We start from the raw sequence: 22,815 nt of genomic DNA, 5'->3' as shown, positions 1-22,815 counted from the left end.
CAAGATTCCGCTCAACAGTGACGGGACTCCGCTCTCCCCCGCCACGCTTACCCCGCAAAAAAGTTTTCAAAAAATATGCGAAAACAGCTTGCTTGGGAGTCACTCCCAAGTGCTTCACTGGAACATGTCAACACGTCAAAGACATGTAAGGAAAACATCATGCTGAACGCATTCACCCTCTCGGACGGCAACACCATCCCCGCCCAGGGATTCGGCGTCTACCAGATCCCCGCAGACCAGACCGCCGAAGCCGTCGCAGAAGCCAGCGGAATCTCGCTCGACACCGTACGCTACTACTGCAAAATTGGGCTAGTGCCCCGAGTCAGCCGCGACGAAAACAACTACCGCGTCTTCGACGAACACGACGTCGCCTGGCTCAAGGGCCTCTACCACCTGCGTGAATGCGGCATGGGCATTGACCAGATGCGCGCCTACATGGAGCTGTGCCTGCAAGGTGAAGGAAGCATCCCCGAACGCGAAGTCATGCTCGAAGCACAACGCAAGGTCGTAGAACAGAAAATGGCGACCCTGCAGGAAATGGTTGACTTCATCGACACCAAGATGGAGTTCTACGCCAAAGTCCGCGCCGGAGAAATCACCTACATATCGAGCCTGATGCCGCCTGATAAATCAGGGCAGTAGAGCTAAGCGAGGAGCCCCCGACTCAACATCGGTGGCTCCTCGCTTTTCTTTTTTCTACAGCTGAGTTTTTAGAACCAACGTCCTACACCTGGCAACCCGCTCCCTACAGCTGGCAGCCGGGGCACCAGTAGAGTTTGCGGCCGGCGATTTCTTCCATGCGGATGGTGGTTCCGCAGCGGCTGCACGGCTCACCGTGGTGCATGTACACGTAGTTGGCGTGCTCGGGCCAGGCCTCAGTTTCGGGCACGCCGGCGCGCTCAGAATCCGCACACTCCAGCCTGCTTATATATACTCCTCAAGCACCTGCTGCGCCGAGACAATCGTGGCGAATTCATCGCGCAACGCCGCAATATTGTAGAGGTGCACCATCTCCGGGGAAAGAAAATCACCGGCACCATCAGAAAGAGCAAAGGTTACGCAGGCATCCTCAACAAGAGTCACCTGAAAACCATAATTTGCCGCCATCCGCACAGTGGTAGACACACAATGCGGTAGCGTACAACCCATCACCGTGAGCCGATCAATCCCGCGTTCACGCAGATAGGCAAGCAGATTTGTACCAATAAATGCGCTATTCACATTTTTTGTAAATACCTTCTCCCCCACACGAGGCTCAAATCCGCTCTGGAACCTAATATTTTCCTCATCGTAAAAGAAAGAGCTCGGATCCGTTCCCCGATGCTGAATATGGATTATTTCCCACCCTGAACGGCGGAAAGCCTCCATAATCTTCTGCATCTTCTCTTCCGCACCCTCATTATTTCTAGCCGGTAGCTGCGGATGCAGAAAACCCCTCTGAACATCCACCACCAATAGAGCCTCATCCATTGTTCCTCTCCTCCTGTAGCTACTTCTGGCAGCCAGGGCACCAGTAGAGCTTGCGACCGGCGATCTCTTCCATGCGGATGGTGGTTCCGCAACGGCGGCAGGGTTCGCCATGGTGCATGTACACGTAGTTGGCGTGGTCGGGCCAGGCCTCGGTTTCTGGCACGCCGGGGCGGTCTTCGGGTTCGGTGGTGATGATGCGTCCCACGCGCACGCCGATGACCAGTAGGTGCTTATTGTCTTCCCAGAGTCGCTTGAGCTCGTCGTCACTGAGGCTCTTGCCGGGGCGCAGCGGGTCAATTTCCTGGCGGTAGAGCGATTCGGCACGGAAGATATTGCCCACGCCGGAGATAGCCGCCTGGTCCATGAGAATCACACCAATCGGGCGGGAACTCTTACGCGCCGCGCGGTAGAACTGCTCGGGGTCGGCGTCCGGGTTGAGCGGGTCGGGGCCGAGCTTGGAGCGGACGGTGCGCACCTCATCCGGAGTGAGGGTGCGGCAAATAGTCGGACCCACCAGGTCCGCCCAGCCGTGCTCCGAAACGATACGACAGCGCACGGTGCTCTTCGGTTCGGGAGGACCCGCATAGGGCTCTCCCTCCCCCGCCGCGTATTCTTTTTCGCCAATCTTGCGGGGCGCACCAATGCTCGAAGCGCCCGTGAACGTCTCGTCCCCGCCAAAGCTCCAGTTACCGTAAATACCCAAGTGCACGTTCAGGGTCAGGTCGTTTTCGAAGGTCACGAACAGGTGCTTGCCGTGCGCGTACGCGCCGGTGATGGTGTAACCGTCCAGCAGGGCGGCACCCTCAGCGTAGCGGCCCTGCGGGGAGGAAACCTGCACGCGCTCGCCGGTGAAGACGTCGCTGATTTGGCGGGCGATACGGTGGATGGAGTGGCCTTCGGGCACGGGTCCCCCTCAAAAACTCGGCGGCTAGAAATAGCGCGGGTATAAACAGTACGGATTATATGGAGTGCAGAGACGACTGAGGCGCATAGCCTGCACTATGCGCCTCAGATTTTAGAGCTTAGTCAGCGTCAATCTGCTTGCCGGCAATGTCGCCGGTCTGCTCGTACTCAGCCAGCTGGCCGATACGGCGTGCGTGACGCTCCTCGTTGGTCCAGGGGGTAGCCAGGAAGACCTTGATGATTTCCAGTGCTTCTTCCTTGCTGTGCTGGCGGCCGCCCACAGCAACCACCTGCGCGTTGTTGTGCTCGCGAGCCAGTGCCGCGGTGTCGTGGTTCCACGCCAGAGCCGCACGGATACCCTCAACCTTGTTCGCAGCCATCTGCTCGCCGTTACCGCTACCGCCCAGCACGATACCCAGGGAGTCCAGACCAGCATCACGGTCACGCTTCACACCAAGGGCTGCGTTAATGCAGAACGAGGGGTAGTCATCCAGCGGGTCGTAGTCGGCGGGGCCGTGGTCAATCATCTCGTAGCCCTCAGCGGTGAGGGACTCAATCAGGTAGTGGCTCAGCTCGAGGCCAGCGTGGTCGGTTGCGATGTGTACGCGCATGGTACTCTCCTGGTGATTTTGTCTTGGTGACGTGCGAATGTGCGTTCGTGGGAGGCGCCGGTTCTCAGTTCTGAGCGCCGTTGCTAGAGTGCGCCGCGCATCCATCAGGTGGGATACGCTCCCCGTTTGGGTTTTTTCTGTCTTAACTGTATCGAATTCGCGCGGGTTCGGGTAATGCGGAGCCTTCTAGACCCCCACCTATACGGTAGACTGTGGGATATGGCACTTTTTGGTGTCCCGATTCGCCGCGCCCAAGCTTGAACGCCTCCAGCGCTACGTATGCAGCATCGCAGGAGCCGCGCACCTCGGGAACCAGCGCACCATGACAGGGCGTGTCAGCACGGCACGCTATTCACATCTAAGGAGAGGGAGCTGTATGCCCGGCCTGAACCTAACCCGCAATGAGGCAACCGAACGCGCATCCATTATTAAGCGCGTGCACTCGTACCGTATTGAACTCGACCTGCCGAAGGACAAAGACGTCTTCTCCTCGAAGGTCGAAATCCGCTTCGACGCTCAGGAAGGTGCCTCCACCTTCATTGACGCCATCACTTCCTCGGTCAAGTCCATTAACCTCAACGGTGAAGAGCTGAGCACCGACCTGGCGGACGGCGAGCGCATCCAGCTGCCGAACCTTGCCGCTGAGAACACCCTGGTCATTGATGCAGAGATGTTCTACACCAACACCGGTGAGGGTCTGCACCGTTTCGTGGACCCCGCCGACGGCGAAGTGTACCTGTACTCCCAGTTTGAGGTGCCGGACTCCCGCCGCGTGTTCCCCGTCTTTGAGCAGCCCGACCTGAAGGCTGAGTTTGAGTTTATTGTGCGCGTTCCCTCGCACTGGGTGGTTGTGTCGAACCAGCCCGAGGTGAAGATTGAGGAGAAGGAGTGCGGTTGCGGCCGCGCGAAGACCTGGTTCTTCAAGCCGACCCCGCGCATGTCTTCGTACATTACCGCGATTGTTGCTGGCCCCTACGAGAAGGTCACCAGCGAGCTGACCAACTCTGAGGGTCGCGTGATTCCGCTGGGCGTGTACGCTCGTAAGTCCCTCATGCCGTTCGTTGATGCTGAGGACATGTTCGAGCTGACCCGTCAGGGCTTCGAGTTCTACGAGGAGCAGTTCAAGACCCCGTACCCGTTCGAGAAGTACGATCAGCTGTTCGTGCCCGAGTTCAACGCCGGTGCGATGGAGAACGCTGGCTGCGTGACCTACCTGGAGACCTACGTCTTCCGTTCCAAGGTTGCGGAGGCTCTGCGTGAGCGCCGCGCTATCACCGTTCTGCACGAGCTGGCTCACATGTGGTTCGGCGACCTGGTCACCATGAAGTGGTGGAACGACCTGTGGCTGAACGAGTCCTTCGCTGAATTCATGTCGACCCTGGCTGCTGCGGAGAACACCCGCTACGCCAAGGAGGCGTGGGCTACCTTCGCCGCTTCGGAGAAGACCTGGGCGTACCGTCAGGATCAGCTGTCTTCGACCCACCCGATTGTGGCTGAGATTCGTGACCTTGCCGACGTTCAGGTGAACTTCGACGGTATTACGTACGCGAAGGGCGCTTCGGTGCTGCGTCAGATGGTGGCGTGGGTTGGCCAGGAGAACTTCATGGCCGCTCTGAAGGTGTACTTCGATAAGCACAGCTGGGGCAACACCGTTCTGGATGATTTGCTGGTTGAGTTGGAGCGCACCTCCGGCCGTGACGTGCGTGCGTGGAGCGCTAAGTGGCTTGAGACCGCTGGCGTGAACACTCTTGCCGTTGAGGTTGAGAACGACGAGGCTGGCAACATTTCTTCGCTGGGTATTCGCCAGTCCTACGCTGAGGGCTTCGAGACCCTGCGCCCGCACCGCGCCGTGATTGGTTTCTACAACCTGGTCGACGGCAAGCTGACCCGTACCGACCGCATCGAGCTGGACATTGACGGCGAGCTGACCGTGGTTGAGGAGGCTCTCGGTAAGAAGCGCCCCGACCTGCTGCTGCTGAACGATGAGGACCTGGCGTACGCAAAGATTCGCCTGGACGAGCGTTCCATCGAGACCGCTATCAAGCACCTGGGTGACATTGATTCGTCCGTGGCTCGCGGCGTGGTCTGGGGCTCGCTCTGGGATACCGTGCGTGACGCTCAGATGCCGGCACGTAAGTATGTTGACCTGGTGCTGAACAACATCGGCAAGGAGACCAACTCCACCGCCCTGCGCACCCAGATCAACAACCTGTCCGCTACCCTGCACTCCTTCGTGGCTCCCGAGGCTCGCGAGGAGACCCGCCACCGTGCCGCTGACCGCCTCTGGGAGCTGGCATGCGTTGCAGAGCCCGATTCGGATGCTCAGCTACAGCTGCTGCAGGCGTTCATCAACCAGACCCGCACCGAAGACCAGTACAACAATGTGCAGCGCCTCTTCGAGGGTGAGCTGACCCTTGAGGGCCTGGACATTGACGCTGACCTGCGTTGGAACCTGGTGTGCCGCCTGGCTACCGGTGGCCGCTTCTCCGCCGAGCAGATTGCTGCGGAGCTGGAGAACGACAACACCGCAAATGGCCAGCAGTACGCCGCTCAGGCATACGCGTCGATTCCGACCGCGGAAGCTAAGGCTGAGTACTGGAACAAGATCATGGTGACCGGCGAGCTGTCGAACATGATTCAGCGTTACGCTATTTCCGGTTTCAAGTCCGGCAAGCCCGAGCTGATTGCCCAGTACGATGAGCCGTACTTCGAGCAGATTGAGGGCATCTGGCGTTCGCGTTCGCACGAGATTTCCATGCAGATTATTGGCGGCATGTACCCGAGCGAGCCGACTGCTGAGCTGCTGGAGCGTACCGAGAAGTACCTGGCGTCTCTGCCTGAGGATGCTGCGGCTCTGTACCGTCAGATTGCGGAGGCACGCGACGGCGTGGCTCGTGCGCTGAAGGTTCAGGCTGCTGACATCTAACAATGCTTATGAGCTGAGGCGGGTTTGTTGCCCGCTCTCATGAGTTTCTGTTCGTCCCCTTCTACCCCGTTTGCGGGGTGGGAGGGGACGTTTTGCATCAAGAGTCTAAAATCTTGTCACTGCAGTGCATATTTTTTGTCGTTTTCGTTTGAATATCCCTCAAAAGCTCTCTACTTGGGGTTGCGCCTATCGTATACTGTTGTGCATGCCTTCTATCAAGTCTCCTATCGCGAAAGCTTCTCTGACCGGCGCAATCGTTGCTGTGGTTGCCGCCGGTTCCTTTGGCGTGTACTCCGCAGGAGGCTTCAACGCGCCCGGTGGCACTGCCGCTACCGCTGCCGCGAGCGCCGAGCCTACCCAGTCGGCGCAGGAAAGCCCCAGCGAGTCTCCCTCCCCCGAGCCGACTCCGGAACCGACTACCCCGGCGCAGAAGATTGAACGCACCGCACAGAACGCCTTCGGTAAGGAAGGCGCGCAGGCAACCGGTGAGATTCAGGCGCCGTTCTCAACCTCCGCTGATGCCGCAGACATGCTGGTTCAGCAGTTCAAGGGCGGCGTGGTCATGTACACCCCCAAGTACGGCCCGGTCGCGGTGGAAACCGGCGTCTACACTCACTGGTGGAAGCAGCGCGAGTACAGCGACTTTGCCGGTTGGGAGGGCCTGCCGGTGAGCTGGCGTTCCGAGAACGGCGTTCTGTACACCAAGTTTGAGAAGGCTGAACTCTACTGGGATAAGGCGAACAGCCTGCCGCGTAACACCAACGTTCTGGGCGCTAAGGACGCCCTGGTGATTGGTGACTCGCAGGTGACCTCAACCTCCTGGGTTGGTTTGGGCCTGAAGCAGGCGGGTTTTGTGCCTTACCTATTCCGTTGCGGCGGCGTGGGTTTTGTGACCGCCCGCGAGGGTGTGTGCCCCTCCTACTATCAGGGTGTGATGGGTGGCCGTTGGGCTCTGCCGAGCGGTAACCCCGGCGTGATTTACCTGGACGCCTCCGGCAATGACATTTACATTCACGAGGATGAGACGAAGGCGCGCGAGCACGTGAACGCTCACCAGACTCAGGTCATTGAGCAGCTGCGACGTATGTACCCGTCGTCGAAGATTGTGTTCGGTGGTGTGGTGTCTATGGATGAGGCGTCTGCACCGGATAAGCAGGTGGCGCATAAGCGTCACGTGGCAAACGAGGTGGCAAGGCAGGGTGCCCGCGAGACCGGCGTGCTGTTCATGGACACCTCGGGCTGGCAGAGCCTCTACCTGGCTGAGGGTGACATGGCTGATGGCGTGCATCTGAAGGAGAAGGCGCACCATAAGCTGGCGGGCCCCTTTGCGACTCGTCTGCGTGAACTGCTCGGCACCGCGTAAACTAACTGTGTAATCAGCCGAGTACATCAGCTTCGATCAACGCATATAGCATTAGAATGAGGCGCCGGGAGGATTGAATCCTTCCGGCGCCTCATTCGTTTGAGTGGGTTACCCACCGCAGCTCTCAAGTTGGTGTGCGGGTTTTATGCCGCGACGTTTGCCTGGCGTTCCTTCGCCTCGGCCTTCTGGTGTGCGAGCACGCCCTCCGCAAGGCGACGCTTCTGACGCTCACGAGCGGCTTCCTTCTCACGCTGCTCGGCAGCCCAGGCGACCGGGTCAATGTCAATCGACTCGTAGTGCCATTCGCCAATGTAGTCGCGAATCGGGGCGACCCAGGTGACGGGAATGCCGCGGCGCAGGTACACCTCGTGGTCGGTGTCTTCAAAAGCGTGGATAATGCGGTTGCCGTCAGCAATCAGGGACTCAATGACGGAGTCCTTCCATGCGGGGCTGTTGGAGCCGTCGTTGCCGGGCTTAGCGAACACGTGCTTGGGTTCCAGACCTGCGCGGGCGATGAACTGGTTCAATTCCTTCATGTAGGTGCCATCGCGGCCGGTAATTACTACGACCTCTGCGCCGGTGTCTGCCGCGATTTCGCGAACACGGTCGGCAATTTCAACATTGACCGTGGCGTTGCGGATGGCCTTGAAGAATCGGCGGTTGCTTGCGAAGAAACCGGTCAGGTACTTGTCCATCTGATCTCGGTTGCTGGCAAGGGTACCGTCAATGTCGACTGCAATCAGATCCATATAGGTCTCACTTTCGAACCGTACGGGAAGAATGCGCCTGGTGAGGGCGCGGCGGAAGAGTTCCCGTGCGGTGTGGCTGGTAATCGGTGTGTCAAAGACGCCCCGGTGAAAGGGCGTAGTCTCTCTAGAATACCCTATTTTCGTAAAGTAATGCCCTATCGAATGTCATTATTACAACTACCCCGTTGATGTCATACGGCATAGAAAAACCGCTGGTGGCGCAGGCAAAGAGCCCACACCACCAGCGTAAAAAATCTAGAAATGTCTCGAGGAAAGTTAGAGTAGCGAACCGGAACCGCGGCGCACCAGCACCATACCGGCGGGCGCCACAATGCGCAGCCACTCCTCCGAACCTACATGCGCAGCGAAGAGCGGCAGATCGCCCGTGAAGCCTTCCGGGATGAAACCGAACACGCGCAGGGCGAATGCCGCGCCGGTCGGTACAAGCACAGTATCGAACTCAGGTAGGTACTCCAGCACCATATCGGAGGACCAAATACGCGAGCGCACCGTGGAAAGCACCGCGGCACCGGGGTTCTCGGGCAGGGCGCGTTCTACCGCCTCCAGGCCCTCTGCGGTGGCGCGGTGGAATTCTTCAACCGGGACGGTACCAACCTCGTACCAGCCGCTGAGCGGGGCTGACTTGCCAGCCCAGCTGGCGTTGACGGTCACCGGCGGCATGAACAGCACCAGCTGCGGGTTCTCTTCGTTGATCTGTTCTTCTGCCTGCTTCTGCAGACGCGCCAGACGGTCCAGCAGCGACTGCGCCTGAACGGTCATGTCCAGGGTCGAGTCAGCCAGCAGGTGCAGGGCTCGCAGACCCATAATAACCGGGGCGTCCGAGGAGGCGTCCTCCGGCTCCAGGGAGCAGGCGAACACCGCCACCACGCGACCGCGCGCGGTCAGGCGGATAGCCGCATCCGGGTTTACGGCCAGAGCGCGGGAGATGTAGGTGGCAAGATCCTTGACGACTGCGGCACCCTGCGCGCCGCCGGGCAGGATCAGGTAGGGCTCCTCCACGCCTTCGTGGGGGTTGTACTTGAGCTCAATGGGTGCTGCCGCGTTCGATGCGCTGTTCTGGTCGGGAGCGTTCTCCTGCACGGGGGTATTGTCAGGGGTGGTTTCAGACGGCGTAGTCATTTCTGCTCCTTTTCGGCGTAGGCCTGCTCGGTGGCAAGGGGTGGGTGATATCTGCGATGGTGTGTTAGGCAGACGTTCCGGATCGACAATCCGGGTCATCGTTCCTAGTCAATGTTCCGAATCAACCTGTCGTGGTTGTCTCAGAGTATGCTCTCCCACTCTACGCCAGAAACCGGTTCATTGAAAACGTGCGAGAATAAAACCATGACCAAGCCCACTGTGACCCAAAACCTCATGCGGATGCTGGACCTCTCCCCCGTGGAGGCGGCGCCCGCCTCCTTCGGTAGTGATGAAGTGTCTACCGGCGTGACGCTCACCCGCGAGCAGCCGCGTACTTTCGGTGGTCAGGTTCTTGCCCAGTCGATTATTGCCGCCGACCGCACGGTGGAGGGCAAGGACATCCACTCGATTCACGCCTATTTTCTGCGCCCCGGCGATATTGAGCGTGAACTGTTCTTCGCCACTCAGCGCCTGAACGATAGCCGTTCCTTCTCGACCCGCCGAGTGCAGGTGTTCCATGATGAGGCGCCCATGTTCTCGGCGATTATGTCTTTCCAGTCTGATAGCCGCGGCCCGGAGCACACCGCAGTGACCATGCCGGAGGTGCCGGACCCCGAATCGCTGCCGATGGTCAGCGACTACCTGGGCCAGCTCCCCCACCCAATTGCACAGGCGGTCGCGTGGGAACGCCCCATTGATATGCGACACGTGGACGCACCTCTGTACACTCAGGCGGATGCCTCCTCGACACAGCCGCGTGCCTGCGTGTGGTTCAAGACCTTTGACCGCCTGGTGCATGCTGATGGTTCTGAGGCGTCGGAGGCGGAGCACCGCGCCGCTATCGCCTACGCTTCGGATTACCTGCCGCTGGAGCCTGCTCTGCGTCGTCACGGCAAGTTCTGGCTGGAACCGGGCCTCAAGAGCGCCTCGCTGGATCACGCGATGTGGTTCCACCGCCCGGCGCGCGCCGACGAGTGGCTGCTGTACGTGCTGGATTCCCCGAGCGCGCAGGGCGGCAGGATGCTCGCGCAGGGTTCGATTTTCAATCGTTCCGGTGAGCTGGTGGCGACCGTGGCGCAGGAAATGATGTTCCGCCTGCCGGAATATCGATAAAGCAGAGCACCGCTAGGACTACCGGAAGGCGTCAGGCGAACCTGGCAGAGCATACAGAAAGACCGTGTGAGGTGGTTGTCTCACACGGTCTTTCTTATGTTCTAGTGTACGGTCTAGAAGCCGTTTGGAAGCTCTTATTTAGCTTCGCCGTCAATCACACCGTCCGGGGAAATGTGCACGGTGCTCTTGGTGCGGCGGGAAACAAAGAAGTCACCCACGAATACCAGACCGGTCACCAGAAGACCCAGTGCTGCCATCCATACTGCCGCCACGCCGTAGATTATCGGGAACAGCACCACGAGCAAGCCCAGAATAAGGGTACCAATAGCAGAGAGCTGCAGGTGGCGTCCGGCGGCGTAGCTCAGGTATTTCACGCCCTGGGCAGTCATCAGACGAATCAGCGCCCACATAATCATCCACGTACCCACAATGGTCGGGATGAAGGTTGCCTGTGCACCCACCGAGGCAGTCAGCAGAATCAGGCCAGCCACCACGGTCAAGATGCCGTCAACCAGGTCCCAGCCGGTACGTGCCTGCTTTGGCGTGCCGAAGTAACGTACCAGTTCAAACACGCCACCAAGCCACACCGAAATGGAGAACACATAACCCAGAACTACCAGCGGAATAGCGGGATTGGCGAACATGTAGATTGCCGCTGCAATCAGCAACAGACCGGTAACCAAGGACATCCAGTTATATTTTGAAAGCATAATGCTCTTCTCTTCGTAATCACATGTGTCAGTTGTACTTACGCACATACCCATTATAAACCGTAAATATGAAGTCCGCCACGATATATCGGTCGCCACTGAGCGAACTATTTCTACCGACGAATAACCCACCACGTAGCGGAACAACACGTGAGATAGCAGGACTATACCCCTTCCCCAGCAGACACAGCAAAGCCCCGCCTCCTCACGCTTCAACAGCGCAGGAGGCGGGGCTTACTACCGAACCAAACCCTATCGGGTCAGCTTGCGGTGCACCACGCGGTGCGGCTTAGCAGCCTCGGGGCCGAGGCGCTCAATCTTGTTCTTCTCGTAGGACTCGAAGTTACCCTCGAACCAGTACCACTGATCCGGGTTCTCATCGGTGCCCTCCCACGCCAGGATGTGGGTTGCCACGCGGTCCAGGAACCAACGGTCGTGAGAGACGACCACTGCACAGCCGGGGAATTCCAGCAGCGCATTTTCCAGGGATGCGAGGGTCTCAACGTCCAGGTCGTTAGTGGGCTCATCGAGCAGCAGCAGGTTACCGCCCTGCTTGAGGGTCAGCGCCAGGTTCAGACGGTTACGCTCACCACCGGAGAGCACACCCGCCTTCTTCTGCTGGTCCGGGCCCTTGAAGCCGAACGCGGAAACGTACGCACGCGAAGGCATCTCAACGTTGCCGACCTGGATGTAGTCCAGACCGTCAGAGACGACCTCCCAGAGGCTCTTCTCCGGGTCGATGTTCGCGCGGTTCTGGTCAACGTACGAAATCTTCACGGTCTCGCCGACCTTCAGCTCGCCGCCGTCCAGGGGCTCCAGGCCAACGATGGTCTTGAACAGGGTGGACTTACCCACACCGTTAGGACCAATCACACCCACAATACCGTTACGGGGCAGGGAGAAGGACAGACCGTTAATCAGGGAGCGGCCGTCGAAGCCCTTCTGCAGGTTCTCAGCCTCAATAACGACGTTGCCCAGGCGCGGTCCCGGAGGAATCTGAATCTCTTCGAAGTCAAGCTTGCGGGTCTTCTCAGCCTCCGCAGCCATCTCCTCGTAGCGTGCCAGACGAGCCTTCGACTTAGCCTGGCGGCCCTTAGCGTTGGAGCGGACCCAGTCCAGTTCCTCGCTCAGGCGCTTAGCGAGCTTAGCGTCCTTCTTGCCCTGAACCTCAAGGCGGGAGCGCTTCTTCTCCAGGTAGGTGGAGTAGTTACCCTCGTAGGGGTACAGGTTACCGCGGTCAACCTCAGCGATCCATTCTGCCACGTGGTCGAGGAAGTAACGGTCGTGGGTAATCGCGATGACGGCACCCTCGTAGGACTGCAGGTGCTGCTCCAGCCAGAGCACAGACTCTGCGTCCAGGTGGTTGGTGGGCTCGTCAAGCAGCAGCAGGTCAGGCTTCTGCAGCAGCAGCTTGCACAGTGCCACGCGGCGGCGCTCACCACCGGAGAGGTGGGTAACGGGCATGTCAGCGGGCGGGCAGCGCAGCGCCTCCATTGCCTGCTCCAGCTGGGAGTCGAGGTCCCATGCGTTAGCGGCGTCGATAGCTTCCTGCAGCTGACCCATTTCTTCCATGAGGGCGTCGAAGTCAGCGTCGGGCTCAGCCATCAGGGCGGAGATTTCGTTGAAGCGGTCCAGCTTGGACTTGATTTCGCCCACGCCCTCTTCAACGTTGCCAAGAACGGTCTTCTCTTCGTTCAGCGGCGGCTCCTGCATGAGGATACCCACGGTGTAACCGGGGGTCAGGCGTGCCTCACCGTTGGACGGCTGGTCAAGGCCAGCCATAATCTTCAGGATGGTCGACTTACCCGCACCGTTCGGACCAACCATACCGATCTTGGCGCCGGGGAAGAACGACATCGTCACGTCGTTAAGGATGACCTTGTCGCCCACAGTCTTGCGGGCCTTGATCATCTGATAAATAAATTCAGCCATAGTTACCTATTTTAGCGTGGATTCGGCTGAGGGTACGAGAGTTTTGGGTTGCGTGCTAGGCGGGGTACCGTGCGGGGCACTAGACTCGAAGCTATGAGCACAACCCCCTCCCCCAAACTTCTACAGCCCGAAGACCTGGAGCAGACCCTGCACCACCTCGCGCTCGCCATGCCGCTGGCAACGAGCGATCAACCCTTCGGACCCGAACACACGGTGTACCGCATCGGCGGCAAGATGTTCGCCATGTACACGGAGGGTATCGGCTACCCCATTGTGAACCTCAAAACCGACCCGGAAGAGTCGGAGGTGCTGCAGCGCATCTACCCGAGCATCATTCCGGCATGGCACATGAATAAGCGGCACTGGATTTCTGTGGGCACCGGCGAGGGCGTGACCGAGCAAGTTCTGGAGGAACTAGTCGAGGATGCATACTTGCGCGTCATGTACTCGCTGCCCAAGGCAAAGCGACCCATCGAGTTCCGCGAGCGCCCGGTACCCGAAAAGCACTAGGCGGAGGCTATTTGGGGCGGGTTATTTGGGGCGGGATGCGCCGGAAACCGGGGCGCGTGAAAGACAGTCTTTAACGGCGGAGCGGGTGAGCCTCGGTCCGGACCACCGAATTGCCCACCCGCTAAGCAAAGCACTTTTCTATCCGCGGCTGGGAGAGTCATCAACCACAATGAACGCTCGAACCACCAAGCTCCCATCCCATATATTGCGGGGTCCAGTACCATGCACCACTTGTGTGAATACGTGATAGTTGAGTCGGCTCCCTTGCCAGACCTCCTTATGCAGAGGAGGTTCTCACACGGGTGCGCTGAATATCCCCTTGAGTGACTCGGCTGTCTCATGCGATACAGCCGAGAGGAGATTGCTGTCCTCGCCCGAACTACCGACACGGGCGAAGCGTGCTCTCGGGACTAATAATAACCTTTTTGCATTAAAGTGTCACTTTCGGATTGAAGGATTTTGGAGGTATTCATTGACCATATTTCAGGTGTTTTATAGCGCCTAACCCACATATCCAATCACAACGAAATACCTACAGGTTTTAAACCCCGAAAAATCAAGGAGGGGCCGCATCAAACCTTCCTTATATCGCCTCCACATGGGCTAATACCCACTTAAAGCAATATTTAGAAAAATCAGTGCGACCCCTCAATATATGAGATGAAAATAAGATAAAATCCCTACTCAGGGCGATTATCGACAGGAATTACCCCGAGGATACCCTGAGCGAGTCATTACTCGCCGAATTCCACCTTTTCGAAACTCATGGTGCCATCAGCGTGAGAGACAACAGTGTTCGGGTCACGCTCACGACGAGCCGCCGCGTACGCATCGTGGCTTGCCTCATCAACCCAGCGGGTCACCACAAAGTAGTCGCCACCCTCATCCAGGGGGCGCCACAGCTCGAAGCCCTCAAAGCCGGGGAAAGAGTCAGCAATGTGGCGGGCAGCGGCGAAGCGCTTCTCCAGCTCAGCCTGGTTGTCGCCAACGACAGCAAGACGGTGAACCTTAACAACGGACATGTGTCCTCCTTCTGTTGAGTACGTGCCTTCAACGATGAAAGCGTATTACCACCTCGCGCCACCTATAGGTAGGCTATGTTCCGGGCGAGGTTACCCTCAGCATAACGGTTCAAAGGCACAAAAAATAGGGGTTAGCGCCAACTAACAGTTATATGACGCTAACCCCCATTCAGAGGATTACGAGGCGCTCGCGAGCGCCTGTTCGAGGCCTAGGAATTTGCCTCGGGCTGGGTGGTGTCCTCACCCTGAGCCGCGCTATCAGCCTGCGGTGCGGGGCTCTTCTTCGTCTTCTTCTGAGCCGCCTTTGCCGGGTTCGCAAAATGCACCCCGCGCTCAGCCAAGAAGCGGCGGTCCTTCTTATCCCACTGCTCCACCGGGTACGCCTCCAGCAAATCGGGGCGGCGCTCCAGGGTGCGCTCAATCTGACGGTCACGACGCCAACGCGCAATCGCACCGTGATTACCCGACAGCAGCACCTCCGGCACCTCACGGTCACGCCACACGGCGGGCTTCGTGTACACCGGGTACTCCAGCAGACCGCCCGTATGCGACTCCTCCTCCAGGGAGGCGGGGTTACCCATCGCGCCCGGAATCAGGCGGGTGATCGCCTCAATCATTGCCATGACCGCAACCTCACCACCGTAAAGCACGTAGTCGCCCAGGGACACGGGCATCACGCGGAAGCTCTCCTGCGCCCAGTCCAGCACACGCTCGTCAATACCCTCGTAGCGCGCCGGGGCGAAAACAATGTGCTTCTCCTCCGCCAGCTCGTACGCCATCGCCTGATCAAACACGGCACCCGCCGGGGACGGGACAATCAGCAGCGGACGGGTATCGGCGGCGGGTTCGGTACCCTCAGCATCGCCTTCAGTAGTTGCCTTTAGCGGGGAGGCGGCAAGCACCTCGTCCAGGGCCAGGCCCCACGGCTCGGGCTTCATGACCATGCCCGCGCCACCGCCGTACGGGGTGTCATCCACCGTGCGGTGACGGTCAAACGTGTACTCGCGCAGGTCGTGCAGGTGCAGGTCCACCAGGCCCTTCTCACGCGCCTTACCCAGCAGGGACAGCTTCAGCGGCTCCAGGTACTCGGGAAAAATCGTGACCACATCGTAGCGCACGGACTACTCCCCCGCCTGCTCAGTAGCCTGCTCAGCATCCTCGACCAGGTCAATCAGACCCGCTGGAGGAGTCAGCAGCACAAAGCCGGGCTCATCCTCGGTCGAGGGAACCACCTCGGGCACAATCTCTTCAACAAAAGGAATCATGATCTCTTCGCCCGCACCGGAGGCAAGACGCGGCGAACGAGCCAGCTTAATGAGTAGCAGATCCTGAACCGGCATGGTCTGCAGACCGGTCACCTTACCCAGCGGCTTACCCACAGCCGGGTTGTCCACGGGGCTCTCACCCTCGGGCACATCCGCCAGCAGGTACACGGGCAGGTTCACCAGCTCCTGCTCGTAGAAGCCCTCTTCGTCGCCCTCATCCTCGGGCACCTCGTAGACCAGGCGGCTGCCGCGCAGCTCCTCAGCCTGGTTGCGGGTGGTCACCTCATCAAAGCGGACCACCAGAATCTTCTTGTTCCAGCGGGCACCGGCAACCGTCAGCTCACCGGTAGGCGCCACCGAAGCGGCAGCAGAGCCAGGCTTGAAATTCTCGATACCGAGCACCTCACCGCGGGCAAAACGCTCCTGCGGGGCATCAGTAAAGAGCTGAACCGTCACCTCACCACGAATACCGTGCGGCTTACCGATACGAGCCACCACAACCTGCATAATTTTCCTCCGCTGGATACAAGCTAAAAACCTACGCCGCGCACGTGCACGGCTCCCACTATTCTACCGGGCACTCCGGACGGGCGCATTCTGCCGCTCTTCACCCCTGCCCGCGGTGACCTGGGCTAGCGCTCGCAAACAGAGCCCGGGTACGCGAACGCCCCCGCCTCCGGAAAACCGGAAACGGGGGCGCTTCAAACGTTACGAGCTAGCGTCGCTTCTTGTCGGTGTCGATAATGTCGATACGCATCGGCTCGCCATCAGAAATAGCGTCCATCACCAGACGGATGCTCTTGGCGGTACGACCAGACCTGCCGATAACTCGGCCCAGGTCATCCGGATGCACGCGAACCTCAAGGGTCTCACGGTGACGCTGAGTGCGCAGGCGCACCTTCACGTCCTCCGGACGATCGACAATCCCTCGAACCAGGTGTTCGAGTGCGTCAGCCAACATGATTACTCAGCTGCTTCCTCAGCCTCAGCCTCGGGAGCTGCTTCCTCAGCAGCCTCTTCAGCCTTCTCAGCCTTGGGGGTGATAGCCTCGGGCAGGATCACGGAACCCTTTTCGGGAACAACGAACTCAGCCTTAGCCTCGACGGGCAGAACCTTGGACTCTGCCTTCTCGCCCTTGAATGCAGCCCAGTCGCCCGAGAGCTTCAGCAGAGCCAGAACCTGCTCGGTCGGCTGTGCGCCGACAGAGAGCCAGTACTGAGCACGCTCAGAGTTGATCTCGATACGCGAGGGGTGCTCGGTCGGGTGGTAAATACCGATCTCTTCGATGGTCTTACCGTCGCGCTTGACGCGCGAATCAGCGACCACAACGCGGTAACGAGGATCGCGGATCTTACCCATACGCTTGAGACGAATCTTAACAGCCACTTTAGTGGTTACTCCTGTTTCATAATTTGGTGCGAGGCACACGGTTCAGCACCCGTGGGGCGGGCCATTCACGGCGCCTCTATGGACACAACGGCGCGCGAAGAGAGGGGTCGCGCGTCGCCGGGTACTCAGCTAGGGTATCAGAGCCCAAGATTTTAAGCTAGCGACACGGAAAAATAATTGCCGCAGGCACCGAACATCACTTTTAAACAGCGTTCTGAGCCCGTAATGTGCCCGGCTGTGCCCGGTCACTCGGCTGTTACTCGGCTCAAATAGCTGCCCCGGCGATCCCCTCATCAACGAGCTCTAGTCGAGGTTGCTAGGAATTGATGTGGCTAGGAGTCGAGGTTGCTCATCTCCAGAGTCTCCCCCGTCTCCAGGGCGCGGTAGCACTCACGCAGGCGCTCCACCATCGACGGGCGCACATAACCCTCCAGGTTCTCCGGAGCCACCCACTCATAGGTCACCAGCTCGGCATCCTGCAGGGTAATCTTCGTATCCGCCGCAATCACGCCGCCGTCATACATGTAGTAGGTCGAATCGCCCCACACACCCAGCGACAGGCCGTGGAAAATCAGCAGCACACGACCCAGCTTCAGATCCAGGCCCAGCTCCTCCACAATCTCACGCTCGCAACCGGGCTTGGGAGCCTCGCCCGCCTCCACGGTGCCGCCGGGAAGAATCCAGCCGTCCTTATAGTTCGGCTTCACCAGCAGCATCTCGCCGCGCTCATTACGAATCAGCGCGCCCGCCGCCAAACGGCGCGTGGGGAGGGTCGCGATAAAAGCCTTCAGCTCTTCATCGCTCAGATAGGAATCCTTCATGGCTTCTTTCCTTTAGCGGTCGGTTTTCTTCGCAGCACGCTGCCTGATGCTACGCACTATACCCAGGGCACGCTCACGCAGTCCAGAGGGTGCCTGCTCCGTGGACGGGGCGGCATCCTCCACCGTGCGGTAGTGGCCCTCACGTAGGTCATCAATCAGAGTGCGCTTGGTCGGGGGCTGCTCACCTACGGTGTCACCCGGATGCACCAGCTCAGCATCCGCCACCGGGCGGGCATGCTTCTTCAACTGGGTCTGCTCGAAAGAACGCAGAACCGTCGGAATCAGAGCCGACTCGACCGTAGCATTCAGCGCAAAGAGCGCGGCAGCCACCGAGAACTTGCGGCTCGCCTTACCCCGCGCGCGGCGGCGGCGCGCCACATTCGCCAAGGTCAGGGCAATAGCGCTCTGAGCCGTCACATCCGCGCCCAGGACAAGACCCACGCGGCGGGTCTTCGCACGAATCTGCTCCGGGGTCAGGCGCTTGCGACGCGAACGAGGCGCGGGGCCCTGAGTGGATGAACTCTGCGGTGCGGGGCTCTGGGATACCGGTGCCTGATGCTTGGTATCCTGCGATGCATTCGGCGCAGGTTCGTCGCCCACCGCGGCATCAGATTGTGCGCCCTCAGCCGAGGTCGCCTCAGCCTGCGATGCGGAAGACTGGCTGGAGTACGGTGCGAGGGCAGCCCTCAAATGGGCAAGAACAGCTTCTTCTTCCTCCGGGGTGAAATTCCTGCCACCCGTAGGCTGCGCGTCGTCCTTATCGAAATCGCGGTCCTGCTCGTAGTGGCCCTCGAAGTCGTCAAACGCCTCAGAGTCCAGGAAGTCTTCTTCCTCAGCGTCTTCCGGGAGAGACATGTGAGTGTACTCGAAGGGAATATGGCCTTCACTGATGGCGTCCATCCACTCGGCGAGGGTCACGCGGCGACCGGTCGCAACGAGGCGGTAGCTACGGTCCAGGGGCGAGGTGTAGCCGCCCGGGTAGGGTTCAATTTCCTCATCGTCCTCGAAGGAAGCATCCTCTGCGGCAGTGTCCTCAGAGACAGGGCTCCCAGAGATAGCGTTCTCAGCGAAGGTAGCCTCGGCAACGGAGTCTTCCAGCGGGAAGGTAACGTCCACAGCTTCAGATGCCTGCGCATCAGTAGTTTCAGACTCAGCAGGCTCAGCAGAACCGGCAGGCTGCGCGAAGCCCTCGTCCTCGTTGCCGAAGACGCGAGCCGTGCTAATCGACGCCACATCAAAACCAGTGGTCGGAACCAGCGCTAGCTCGGTAGGAACATCCAGCAGCTGCAGCACAGACTCCAGCGCCAGGGTGTTGCTCGTATCGCGCAGGTACGCGTTCAGGCGGCGACCGGTAATGGAATCAGCCTCCACACCAAACATCGCCATGACATTAGCGATACCCTGCTCGATTTCCTCCTCATCGGAACCGAAAATCTTCGAACCCGAAAGCTCCGGGGCGCTACCGGGAAGCTCCGAGAGCAAATCCTCCAGCACGCCGCCAAAGCGTGCGACTTCCTCACGACTGAGGGCACGATTCAGGCGCTTAGGCACACGCTGCCAGGTAAACTCCTCCACGATGTTCTCGTAGGGTTCACCGAACGCCTCCAGGTACCACTCCTCATCCGAGTAGGGCTCTCGGGCGGGCTCCTCGTACACCACCAGGTGCTGCTGGTTCGCGTTGCCCTCAGCGATCAGGGCGTTGCAGTTCAGCAGGCCCAGCAGAGCCATGAGGTCCACCGGGTCGGCAGAAATGAGGGTCCACTCCCCCGCCGGTGCGGCAACAACCTGCCGAGTACCGGCAGGAAGGTACGCCAAAAGAAGCCCGGTAATCATGTCAATGGGCAGGTCAACAAGCATGGCGGCATCGCCGTCCACCAGGAACTCCAGCTCGCCCTGTCCACCGGGAAGCTCCTCCCACACGGTCGCCTCACCCTCCAGGGCGGCACCGGTAACCGGAAGTTGCTCCACCAGCTGAGCCACATAATCCTCAACCGGGGTACCCACGTGCAGGTGGCCGTCAGCGACCTCCAGCACGTTCATGTAGCCCTCATCGTCCACGGCGCAGAGCACGTAGAGCTGCACCTGATGCTCGCCCATCTCGTAGGCAATCAGCTCCGGGGATGCAGCGGTCGCCTCAATGAGGGCGGCAATCAGCTCCTCATCGGTGGTAGAACGAGCCATGATGCGGCGGCGCTGAATCTTCTCTTCCAGCTCCATGGTCTGCTCGATGCGCTCATTACGCTGCTTCTCGGCGGTGCGCTCCTCATCCTGGGCGCGCAGGTACTCGGGGCTATCCGACTCACCGGTGCCGGCGGGTGCGGGGGCATCCTCCCACATGTCGGTGAGCTTATCGACGGTCCACTCTTCGCTCTCCAGGGCGGCGGCGAGGCGGTCAACCTTCGTGCGGTCGTTCCAGGCGCGCTGCGTATCGGGGTCTTCCGCCTTCACCTCATCGTGCATGCTGCGGGCCTCACGAATGAGGTTCAGGATGGTTGCGGCAACGTCGTCAACGGCGGGGTCGTCGCTCTCGCTCGAGTAGACGAGGTCGCCCGCCAGGTCGGCGGAATGCTCACCGTATTCGAGGGCGATGCGCGCCCAGACGGGGGTGTATCCGGGAAGGATGCCCGACTCATCGTCGAGGTCACCCGCGAAGTCGCCTGCAAGTTCATCTGCAGACTCGGCAACAGATGCGCCGGCAGGTTCCTCGACAGAATCATGAGCGAAGGCGCGCTGAGACCAAGGCGTGACCTGCTCATTCAGCTGATCCTCCGCGTTCTCTCGATCCCAATTCTGCTCGTTCTGAGCCATTGATACCTTCCCTTCACACGACCATTCATGTACCCCAACCGGGCACCATACCGGTACGGGTGCGCCCCGTAACCACGTGCGCACCCGTACCACCCCTCGCGGGGCTCATATTTGCTCTTACTGCAGGAACTTCTCGAAGCCCTTCGGCAGGTTCATGCTGGACAGATCCATCTCCTGGTTCTGAGCCTGCTGACCGAACGCAGCACCGGCGCGTGCCTGCTGCGCCTTAGCTGCTGCCGCCTCCTGCGCCGCACGCTTCTGCGGGTTGCCGGAGCGAGCCTTCTTCTTCTTGTTGTTCTTCGCGTTCTTACGAGCGCCACCCGCCGCAGCCGCCATACCGGGCATCTGCATACCGCCGGGCATGCCGGGCATCTTGCCCGAGGCAAGCTTCTTCATCATCTTCTGAGCCTGAGCGAAACGCTCCATCAGCTGGTTCACCTCAGACACGGTCACACCCGCACCCTTAGCGATACGGGCACGGCGAGAACCGTTAATGATGCGCGGAGCCACACGCTCGTGCGGGGTCATGGAGCGAACAATCGCCTCCACGCGGTCAATCTCGCGCTCATCAAAAGCCTCAAGCTGCTGACGCATCTGAGCCGCACCGGGCATCATCATGAGCAGCTTCTTCATGGAACCGAGCTTACGAATCTGCTGCATCTGAGCCAGGAAGTCCTCAAAAGTGAAGTCTTCCTGATCGATGAACTTCTTCGCCATGCGGTCGGCTTCAGCCTTATCCCACTGAGCTTCGGCCTGCTCAATCAGGGTCAGGATGTCACCCATGTCCAGGATGCGGCTTGCCATACGGTCCGGGTGGAACTGCTCAAAGTCAGTGACGTTCTCACCGGTGGATGCGAACATAATCGGCTTGCCGGTCACCGAAGCCACCGACAGTGCCGCACCACCGCGGGCGTCACCATCCAGCTTGGACAGAACCACACCGGTGAAGTCCACACCCTCGTTGAAGGCGTTGGCGGTGTTCACGGCGTCCTGACCAATCATCGCGTCGATGACGAACAGAACTTCGTGCGGCTCAATAGCGTCACGAATATCGCGTGCCTGCTGCATGAGCTCAGCGTCGACACCCAGACGACCCGCGGTATCGACAATCACCACGTCGTGCAGCTTAGCGCGCGCCTCAGCCACACCGTCACGAGCCACCTGCACGGGGTCGCCGGTGGGTACGTCAAACTCGCTGGTCACACCGGGGTGCGGTGCGTACACGGGCACGCCCGCGCGCTCACCAACGACCTTCAGCTGAGTCACCGCGTTGGGGCGCTGCAGGTCGGAGGCAATCAGCATGGGGGTGTGACCCTGACCCTTCAGCCAGTGAGCCAGCTTGCCCGCCAGGGTGGTCTTACCGGCACCCTGCAGACCCGCCAGCATGATGATGGTCGGGCCGCTCTTCGCCATGTTGATGCGGCGGGTCGAACCGCCGAGGATGCTCACCAGCTCCTCGTTCACGATCTTCACGATCTGCTGGGAGGGGTTCAGTGCCTCGGAAACCTCCGCACCGAGAGCGCGTTCCTTCACGTGGGCGACGAACTCGCGGACCACGGGCACCGCGACGTCGGCGTCGAGCAGGGCGCGGCGGATTTCGCGGACGGTTGCATCAATGTCTGCCTCGGAGAGGCGGCCCTTGCCGCGCAGGTTCTTAAAAGTTGCCGTCAAGCGGTCGGAGAGAGAATTGAACACGATCCGTGATCACTTTCTTAACGTTGAGGTGGCCCCCAGCCGCGAAGGCGAACGGGGATGGTTAGTCAGTCTTTAAGGATACAGGATGCGCGCTTTCTCCCCCGCCTCCACCTGTGGATAAGTGGCGCCGGTTCACCCTGAGCTCAGGATTTACACCGAGGGGCACCTCCCTCAGAAGGTGCACACGGCAGCGGCAGAAACTTTCAGCGGACGCTCCACGCCCCACTACGGTGCCCCCAACACGTCAGATAGATTAGATTTTCTAGACAGCCTGGGTTAGAATTCTAGAGGTGTTACGCACGAATGCGTGATACGCCCGAGTGGCGGAATTGGCAGACGCGCCTGACTCAAAATCAGGTTCTTCGGAGTGTGGGTTCGAGTCCCACCT

The 22,815-nt window shown here is 59.9% G+C and carries 21 protein-coding genes; 5 read left to right on the top strand and 16 right to left on the bottom strand.

The genetic code is table 11. The features are described 5' to 3' along the window. Positions 1-159: 159 nt before the first annotated feature. Positions 160-642: a MerR family transcriptional regulator gene (locus tag AB8E48_RS08160; protein ID WP_368886382.1), complete on the top strand. Its 483-nt coding sequence runs from the start codon at positions 160-162 to the stop codon at positions 640-642. A gap of 103 nt (positions 643-745) precedes the next feature. Here AB8E48_RS08160 and AB8E48_RS08155 read toward each other — a convergent pair whose 3' ends face one another. The 4 genes from AB8E48_RS08155 to AB8E48_RS08140 form a co-directional block, all read right to left on the bottom strand. Beyond that, on the bottom strand, positions 746-889 hold the full coding sequence (locus tag AB8E48_RS08155) for a zinc finger domain-containing protein (protein WP_368886381.1): 144 nt from the start codon (positions 887-889) through the stop codon (positions 746-748). A gap of 35 nt (positions 890-924) precedes the next feature. Next, positions 925-1,470: a cysteine hydrolase family protein gene (locus AB8E48_RS08150; protein WP_368886380.1), complete on the bottom strand. Its 546-nt coding sequence runs from the start codon at positions 1,468-1,470 to the stop codon at positions 925-927. A 19-nt stretch (positions 1,471-1,489) separates the two neighbouring features. Next, positions 1,490-2,374, bottom strand: a complete 885-nt coding sequence (locus tag AB8E48_RS08145; protein WP_368886379.1) for an Fpg/Nei family DNA glycosylase — start codon at positions 2,372-2,374, stop codon at positions 1,490-1,492. Between the two features lie 118 nt (positions 2,375-2,492). Then, positions 2,493-2,984 (bottom strand): ribose-5-phosphate isomerase, encoded by a 492-nt coding sequence (locus tag AB8E48_RS08140; protein ID WP_368886378.1) that lies wholly within the window; start codon positions 2,982-2,984, stop codon positions 2,493-2,495. Between the two features lie 376 nt (positions 2,985-3,360). On the opposite strand from AB8E48_RS08140, the gene pepN reads away from it, so the two are divergent. Further along, positions 3,361-5,910 (top strand): aminopeptidase N, encoded by a 2,550-nt coding sequence (gene pepN / locus AB8E48_RS08135; protein ID WP_368886377.1) that lies wholly within the window; start codon positions 3,361-3,363, stop codon positions 5,908-5,910. A gap of 205 nt (positions 5,911-6,115) precedes the next feature. Further along, positions 6,116-7,273, top strand: a complete 1,158-nt coding sequence (locus AB8E48_RS08130; protein ID WP_368886376.1) for a GDSL-type esterase/lipase family protein — start codon at positions 6,116-6,118, stop codon at positions 7,271-7,273. A 143-nt stretch (positions 7,274-7,416) separates the two neighbouring features. On the opposite strand, the gene AB8E48_RS08125 is transcribed toward AB8E48_RS08130, so the two are convergent. Together AB8E48_RS08125 and AB8E48_RS08120 are read right to left on the bottom strand one after the other, a co-directional pair. Further along, positions 7,417-8,022, bottom strand: a complete 606-nt coding sequence (locus AB8E48_RS08125; protein ID WP_005508133.1) for a hypothetical protein — start codon at positions 8,020-8,022, stop codon at positions 7,417-7,419. A 276-nt stretch (positions 8,023-8,298) separates the two neighbouring features. Further along, on the bottom strand, positions 8,299-9,162 hold the full coding sequence (locus AB8E48_RS08120) for a transcriptional regulator (RefSeq protein ID WP_070687625.1): 864 nt from the start codon (positions 9,160-9,162) through the stop codon (positions 8,299-8,301). A gap of 204 nt (positions 9,163-9,366) precedes the next feature. Between AB8E48_RS08120 and AB8E48_RS08115 the strand changes: the two genes are divergently transcribed. Further along, complete coding sequence (locus AB8E48_RS08115; protein WP_070687623.1) at positions 9,367-10,275, top strand: acyl-CoA thioesterase; 909 nt, start codon at positions 9,367-9,369, stop codon at positions 10,273-10,275. A gap of 134 nt (positions 10,276-10,409) precedes the next feature. On the opposite strand, the gene AB8E48_RS08110 is transcribed toward AB8E48_RS08115, so the two are convergent. After that, on the bottom strand, positions 10,410-10,985 hold the full coding sequence (locus tag AB8E48_RS08110; protein ID WP_135007788.1) for an HdeD family acid-resistance protein: 576 nt from the start codon (positions 10,983-10,985) through the stop codon (positions 10,410-10,412). A gap of 252 nt (positions 10,986-11,237) precedes the next feature. Continuing rightward, the gene (ettA, locus tag AB8E48_RS08105) at positions 11,238-12,917 is read right to left on the bottom strand and encodes an energy-dependent translational throttle protein EttA (protein WP_012903368.1); all 1,680 of its coding nucleotides are present in this window, start codon (positions 12,915-12,917) and stop codon (positions 11,238-11,240) included. 93 nt (positions 12,918-13,010) lie between these two features. On the opposite strand from ettA, the gene AB8E48_RS08100 reads away from it, so the two are divergent. Continuing rightward, the gene (locus AB8E48_RS08100; protein WP_368886375.1) at positions 13,011-13,427 is read left to right on the top strand and encodes an MmcQ/YjbR family DNA-binding protein; all 417 of its coding nucleotides are present in this window, start codon (positions 13,011-13,013) and stop codon (positions 13,425-13,427) included. 734 nt (positions 13,428-14,161) lie between these two features. Here the strand turns inward: AB8E48_RS08100 and AB8E48_RS08095 are convergent. The 8 genes from AB8E48_RS08095 to ffh all read right to left on the bottom strand — a co-directional run bounded on the left by AB8E48_RS08095 (position 14,162) and on the right by ffh (position 22,427). Next, entirely contained in the window at positions 14,162-14,449 is a 288-nt protein-coding gene (locus AB8E48_RS08095) for an antibiotic biosynthesis monooxygenase family protein (protein ID WP_070847925.1), read from the bottom strand. A gap of 209 nt (positions 14,450-14,658) precedes the next feature. Next, entirely contained in the window at positions 14,659-15,567 is a 909-nt protein-coding gene (gene trmD / locus AB8E48_RS08090) for a tRNA (guanosine(37)-N1)-methyltransferase TrmD (protein ID WP_368886374.1), read from the bottom strand. Positions 15,568-15,570: 3 nt separating this feature from the next. Further along, positions 15,571-16,221, bottom strand: coding sequence for a ribosome maturation factor RimM (gene rimM, locus AB8E48_RS08085; protein ID WP_070634724.1), 651 nt, complete (start codon positions 16,219-16,221; stop codon positions 15,571-15,573). A gap of 208 nt (positions 16,222-16,429) precedes the next feature. Next, a complete protein-coding gene (locus AB8E48_RS08080; protein WP_005505691.1) occupies positions 16,430-16,675 on the bottom strand; it encodes an RNA-binding protein in 246 nt (81 codons plus the stop codon). A 2-nt stretch (positions 16,676-16,677) separates the two neighbouring features. Next, a complete protein-coding gene (rpsP, locus tag AB8E48_RS08075; RefSeq protein ID WP_049358453.1) occupies positions 16,678-17,100 on the bottom strand; it encodes a 30S ribosomal protein S16 in 423 nt (140 codons plus the stop codon). Between the two features lie 335 nt (positions 17,101-17,435). Beyond that, a complete protein-coding gene (locus tag AB8E48_RS08070) occupies positions 17,436-17,924 on the bottom strand; it encodes an NUDIX domain-containing protein (protein ID WP_049345639.1) in 489 nt (162 codons plus the stop codon). 12 nt (positions 17,925-17,936) lie between these two features. Further along, a complete protein-coding gene (locus AB8E48_RS08065; protein WP_368886373.1) occupies positions 17,937-20,732 on the bottom strand; it encodes a hypothetical protein in 2,796 nt (931 codons plus the stop codon). Between the two features lie 117 nt (positions 20,733-20,849). After that, complete coding sequence (ffh, locus tag AB8E48_RS08060; protein ID WP_368886372.1) at positions 20,850-22,427, bottom strand: signal recognition particle protein; 1,578 nt, start codon at positions 22,425-22,427, stop codon at positions 20,850-20,852. Between the last annotated feature and the right edge of the window lie 388 nt (positions 22,428-22,815).

The organism is Rothia mucilaginosa, from assembly GCF_964211445.1.
GTDB lineage: Bacteria > Actinomycetota > Actinomycetes > Actinomycetales > Micrococcaceae > Rothia > Rothia mucilaginosa_E.
This window is presented reverse-complemented; position numbering and strand designations above follow the sequence as displayed.

Coding starts and splice junctions, on each gene's coding strand:
- AB8E48_RS08160 (WP_368886382.1), top strand. CDS start 160: ATGCTGAACGCATTCACCCTCTCGGACGGCAACACCATCCCCGCCCAG.
- AB8E48_RS08150 (WP_368886380.1), bottom strand. CDS start 1,470: ATGGATGAGGCTCTATTGGTGGTGGATGTTCAGAGGGGTTTTCTGCAT.
- AB8E48_RS08140 (WP_368886378.1), bottom strand. CDS start 2,984: ATGCGCGTACACATCGCAACCGACCACGCTGGCCTCGAGCTGAGCCAC.
- pepN (WP_368886377.1), top strand. CDS start 3,361: ATGCCCGGCCTGAACCTAACCCGCAATGAGGCAACCGAACGCGCATCC.
- AB8E48_RS08130 (WP_368886376.1), top strand. CDS start 6,116: ATGCCTTCTATCAAGTCTCCTATCGCGAAAGCTTCTCTGACCGGCGCA.
- AB8E48_RS08125 (WP_005508133.1), bottom strand. CDS start 8,022: ATGGATCTGATTGCAGTCGACATTGACGGTACCCTTGCCAGCAACCGA.
- AB8E48_RS08120 (WP_070687625.1), bottom strand. CDS start 9,162: ATGACTACGCCGTCTGAAACCACCCCTGACAATACCCCCGTGCAGGAG.
- AB8E48_RS08115 (WP_070687623.1), top strand. CDS start 9,367: ATGACCAAGCCCACTGTGACCCAAAACCTCATGCGGATGCTGGACCTC.
- AB8E48_RS08110 (WP_135007788.1), bottom strand. CDS start 10,985: ATGCTTTCAAAATATAACTGGATGTCCTTGGTTACCGGTCTGTTGCTG.
- ettA (WP_012903368.1), bottom strand. CDS start 12,917: ATGGCTGAATTTATTTATCAGATGATCAAGGCCCGCAAGACTGTGGGC.
- AB8E48_RS08100 (WP_368886375.1), top strand. CDS start 13,011: ATGAGCACAACCCCCTCCCCCAAACTTCTACAGCCCGAAGACCTGGAG.
- AB8E48_RS08095 (WP_070847925.1), bottom strand. CDS start 14,449: ATGTCCGTTGTTAAGGTTCACCGTCTTGCTGTCGTTGGCGACAACCAG.
- rimM (WP_070634724.1), bottom strand. CDS start 16,221: ATGCAGGTTGTGGTGGCTCGTATCGGTAAGCCGCACGGTATTCGTGGT.
- AB8E48_RS08080 (WP_005505691.1), bottom strand. CDS start 16,675: ATGTTGGCTGACGCACTCGAACACCTGGTTCGAGGGATTGTCGATCGT.
- AB8E48_RS08070 (WP_049345639.1), bottom strand. CDS start 17,924: ATGAAGGATTCCTATCTGAGCGATGAAGAGCTGAAGGCTTTTATCGCG.
- AB8E48_RS08065 (WP_368886373.1), bottom strand. CDS start 20,732: ATGGCTCAGAACGAGCAGAATTGGGATCGAGAGAACGCGGAGGATCAG.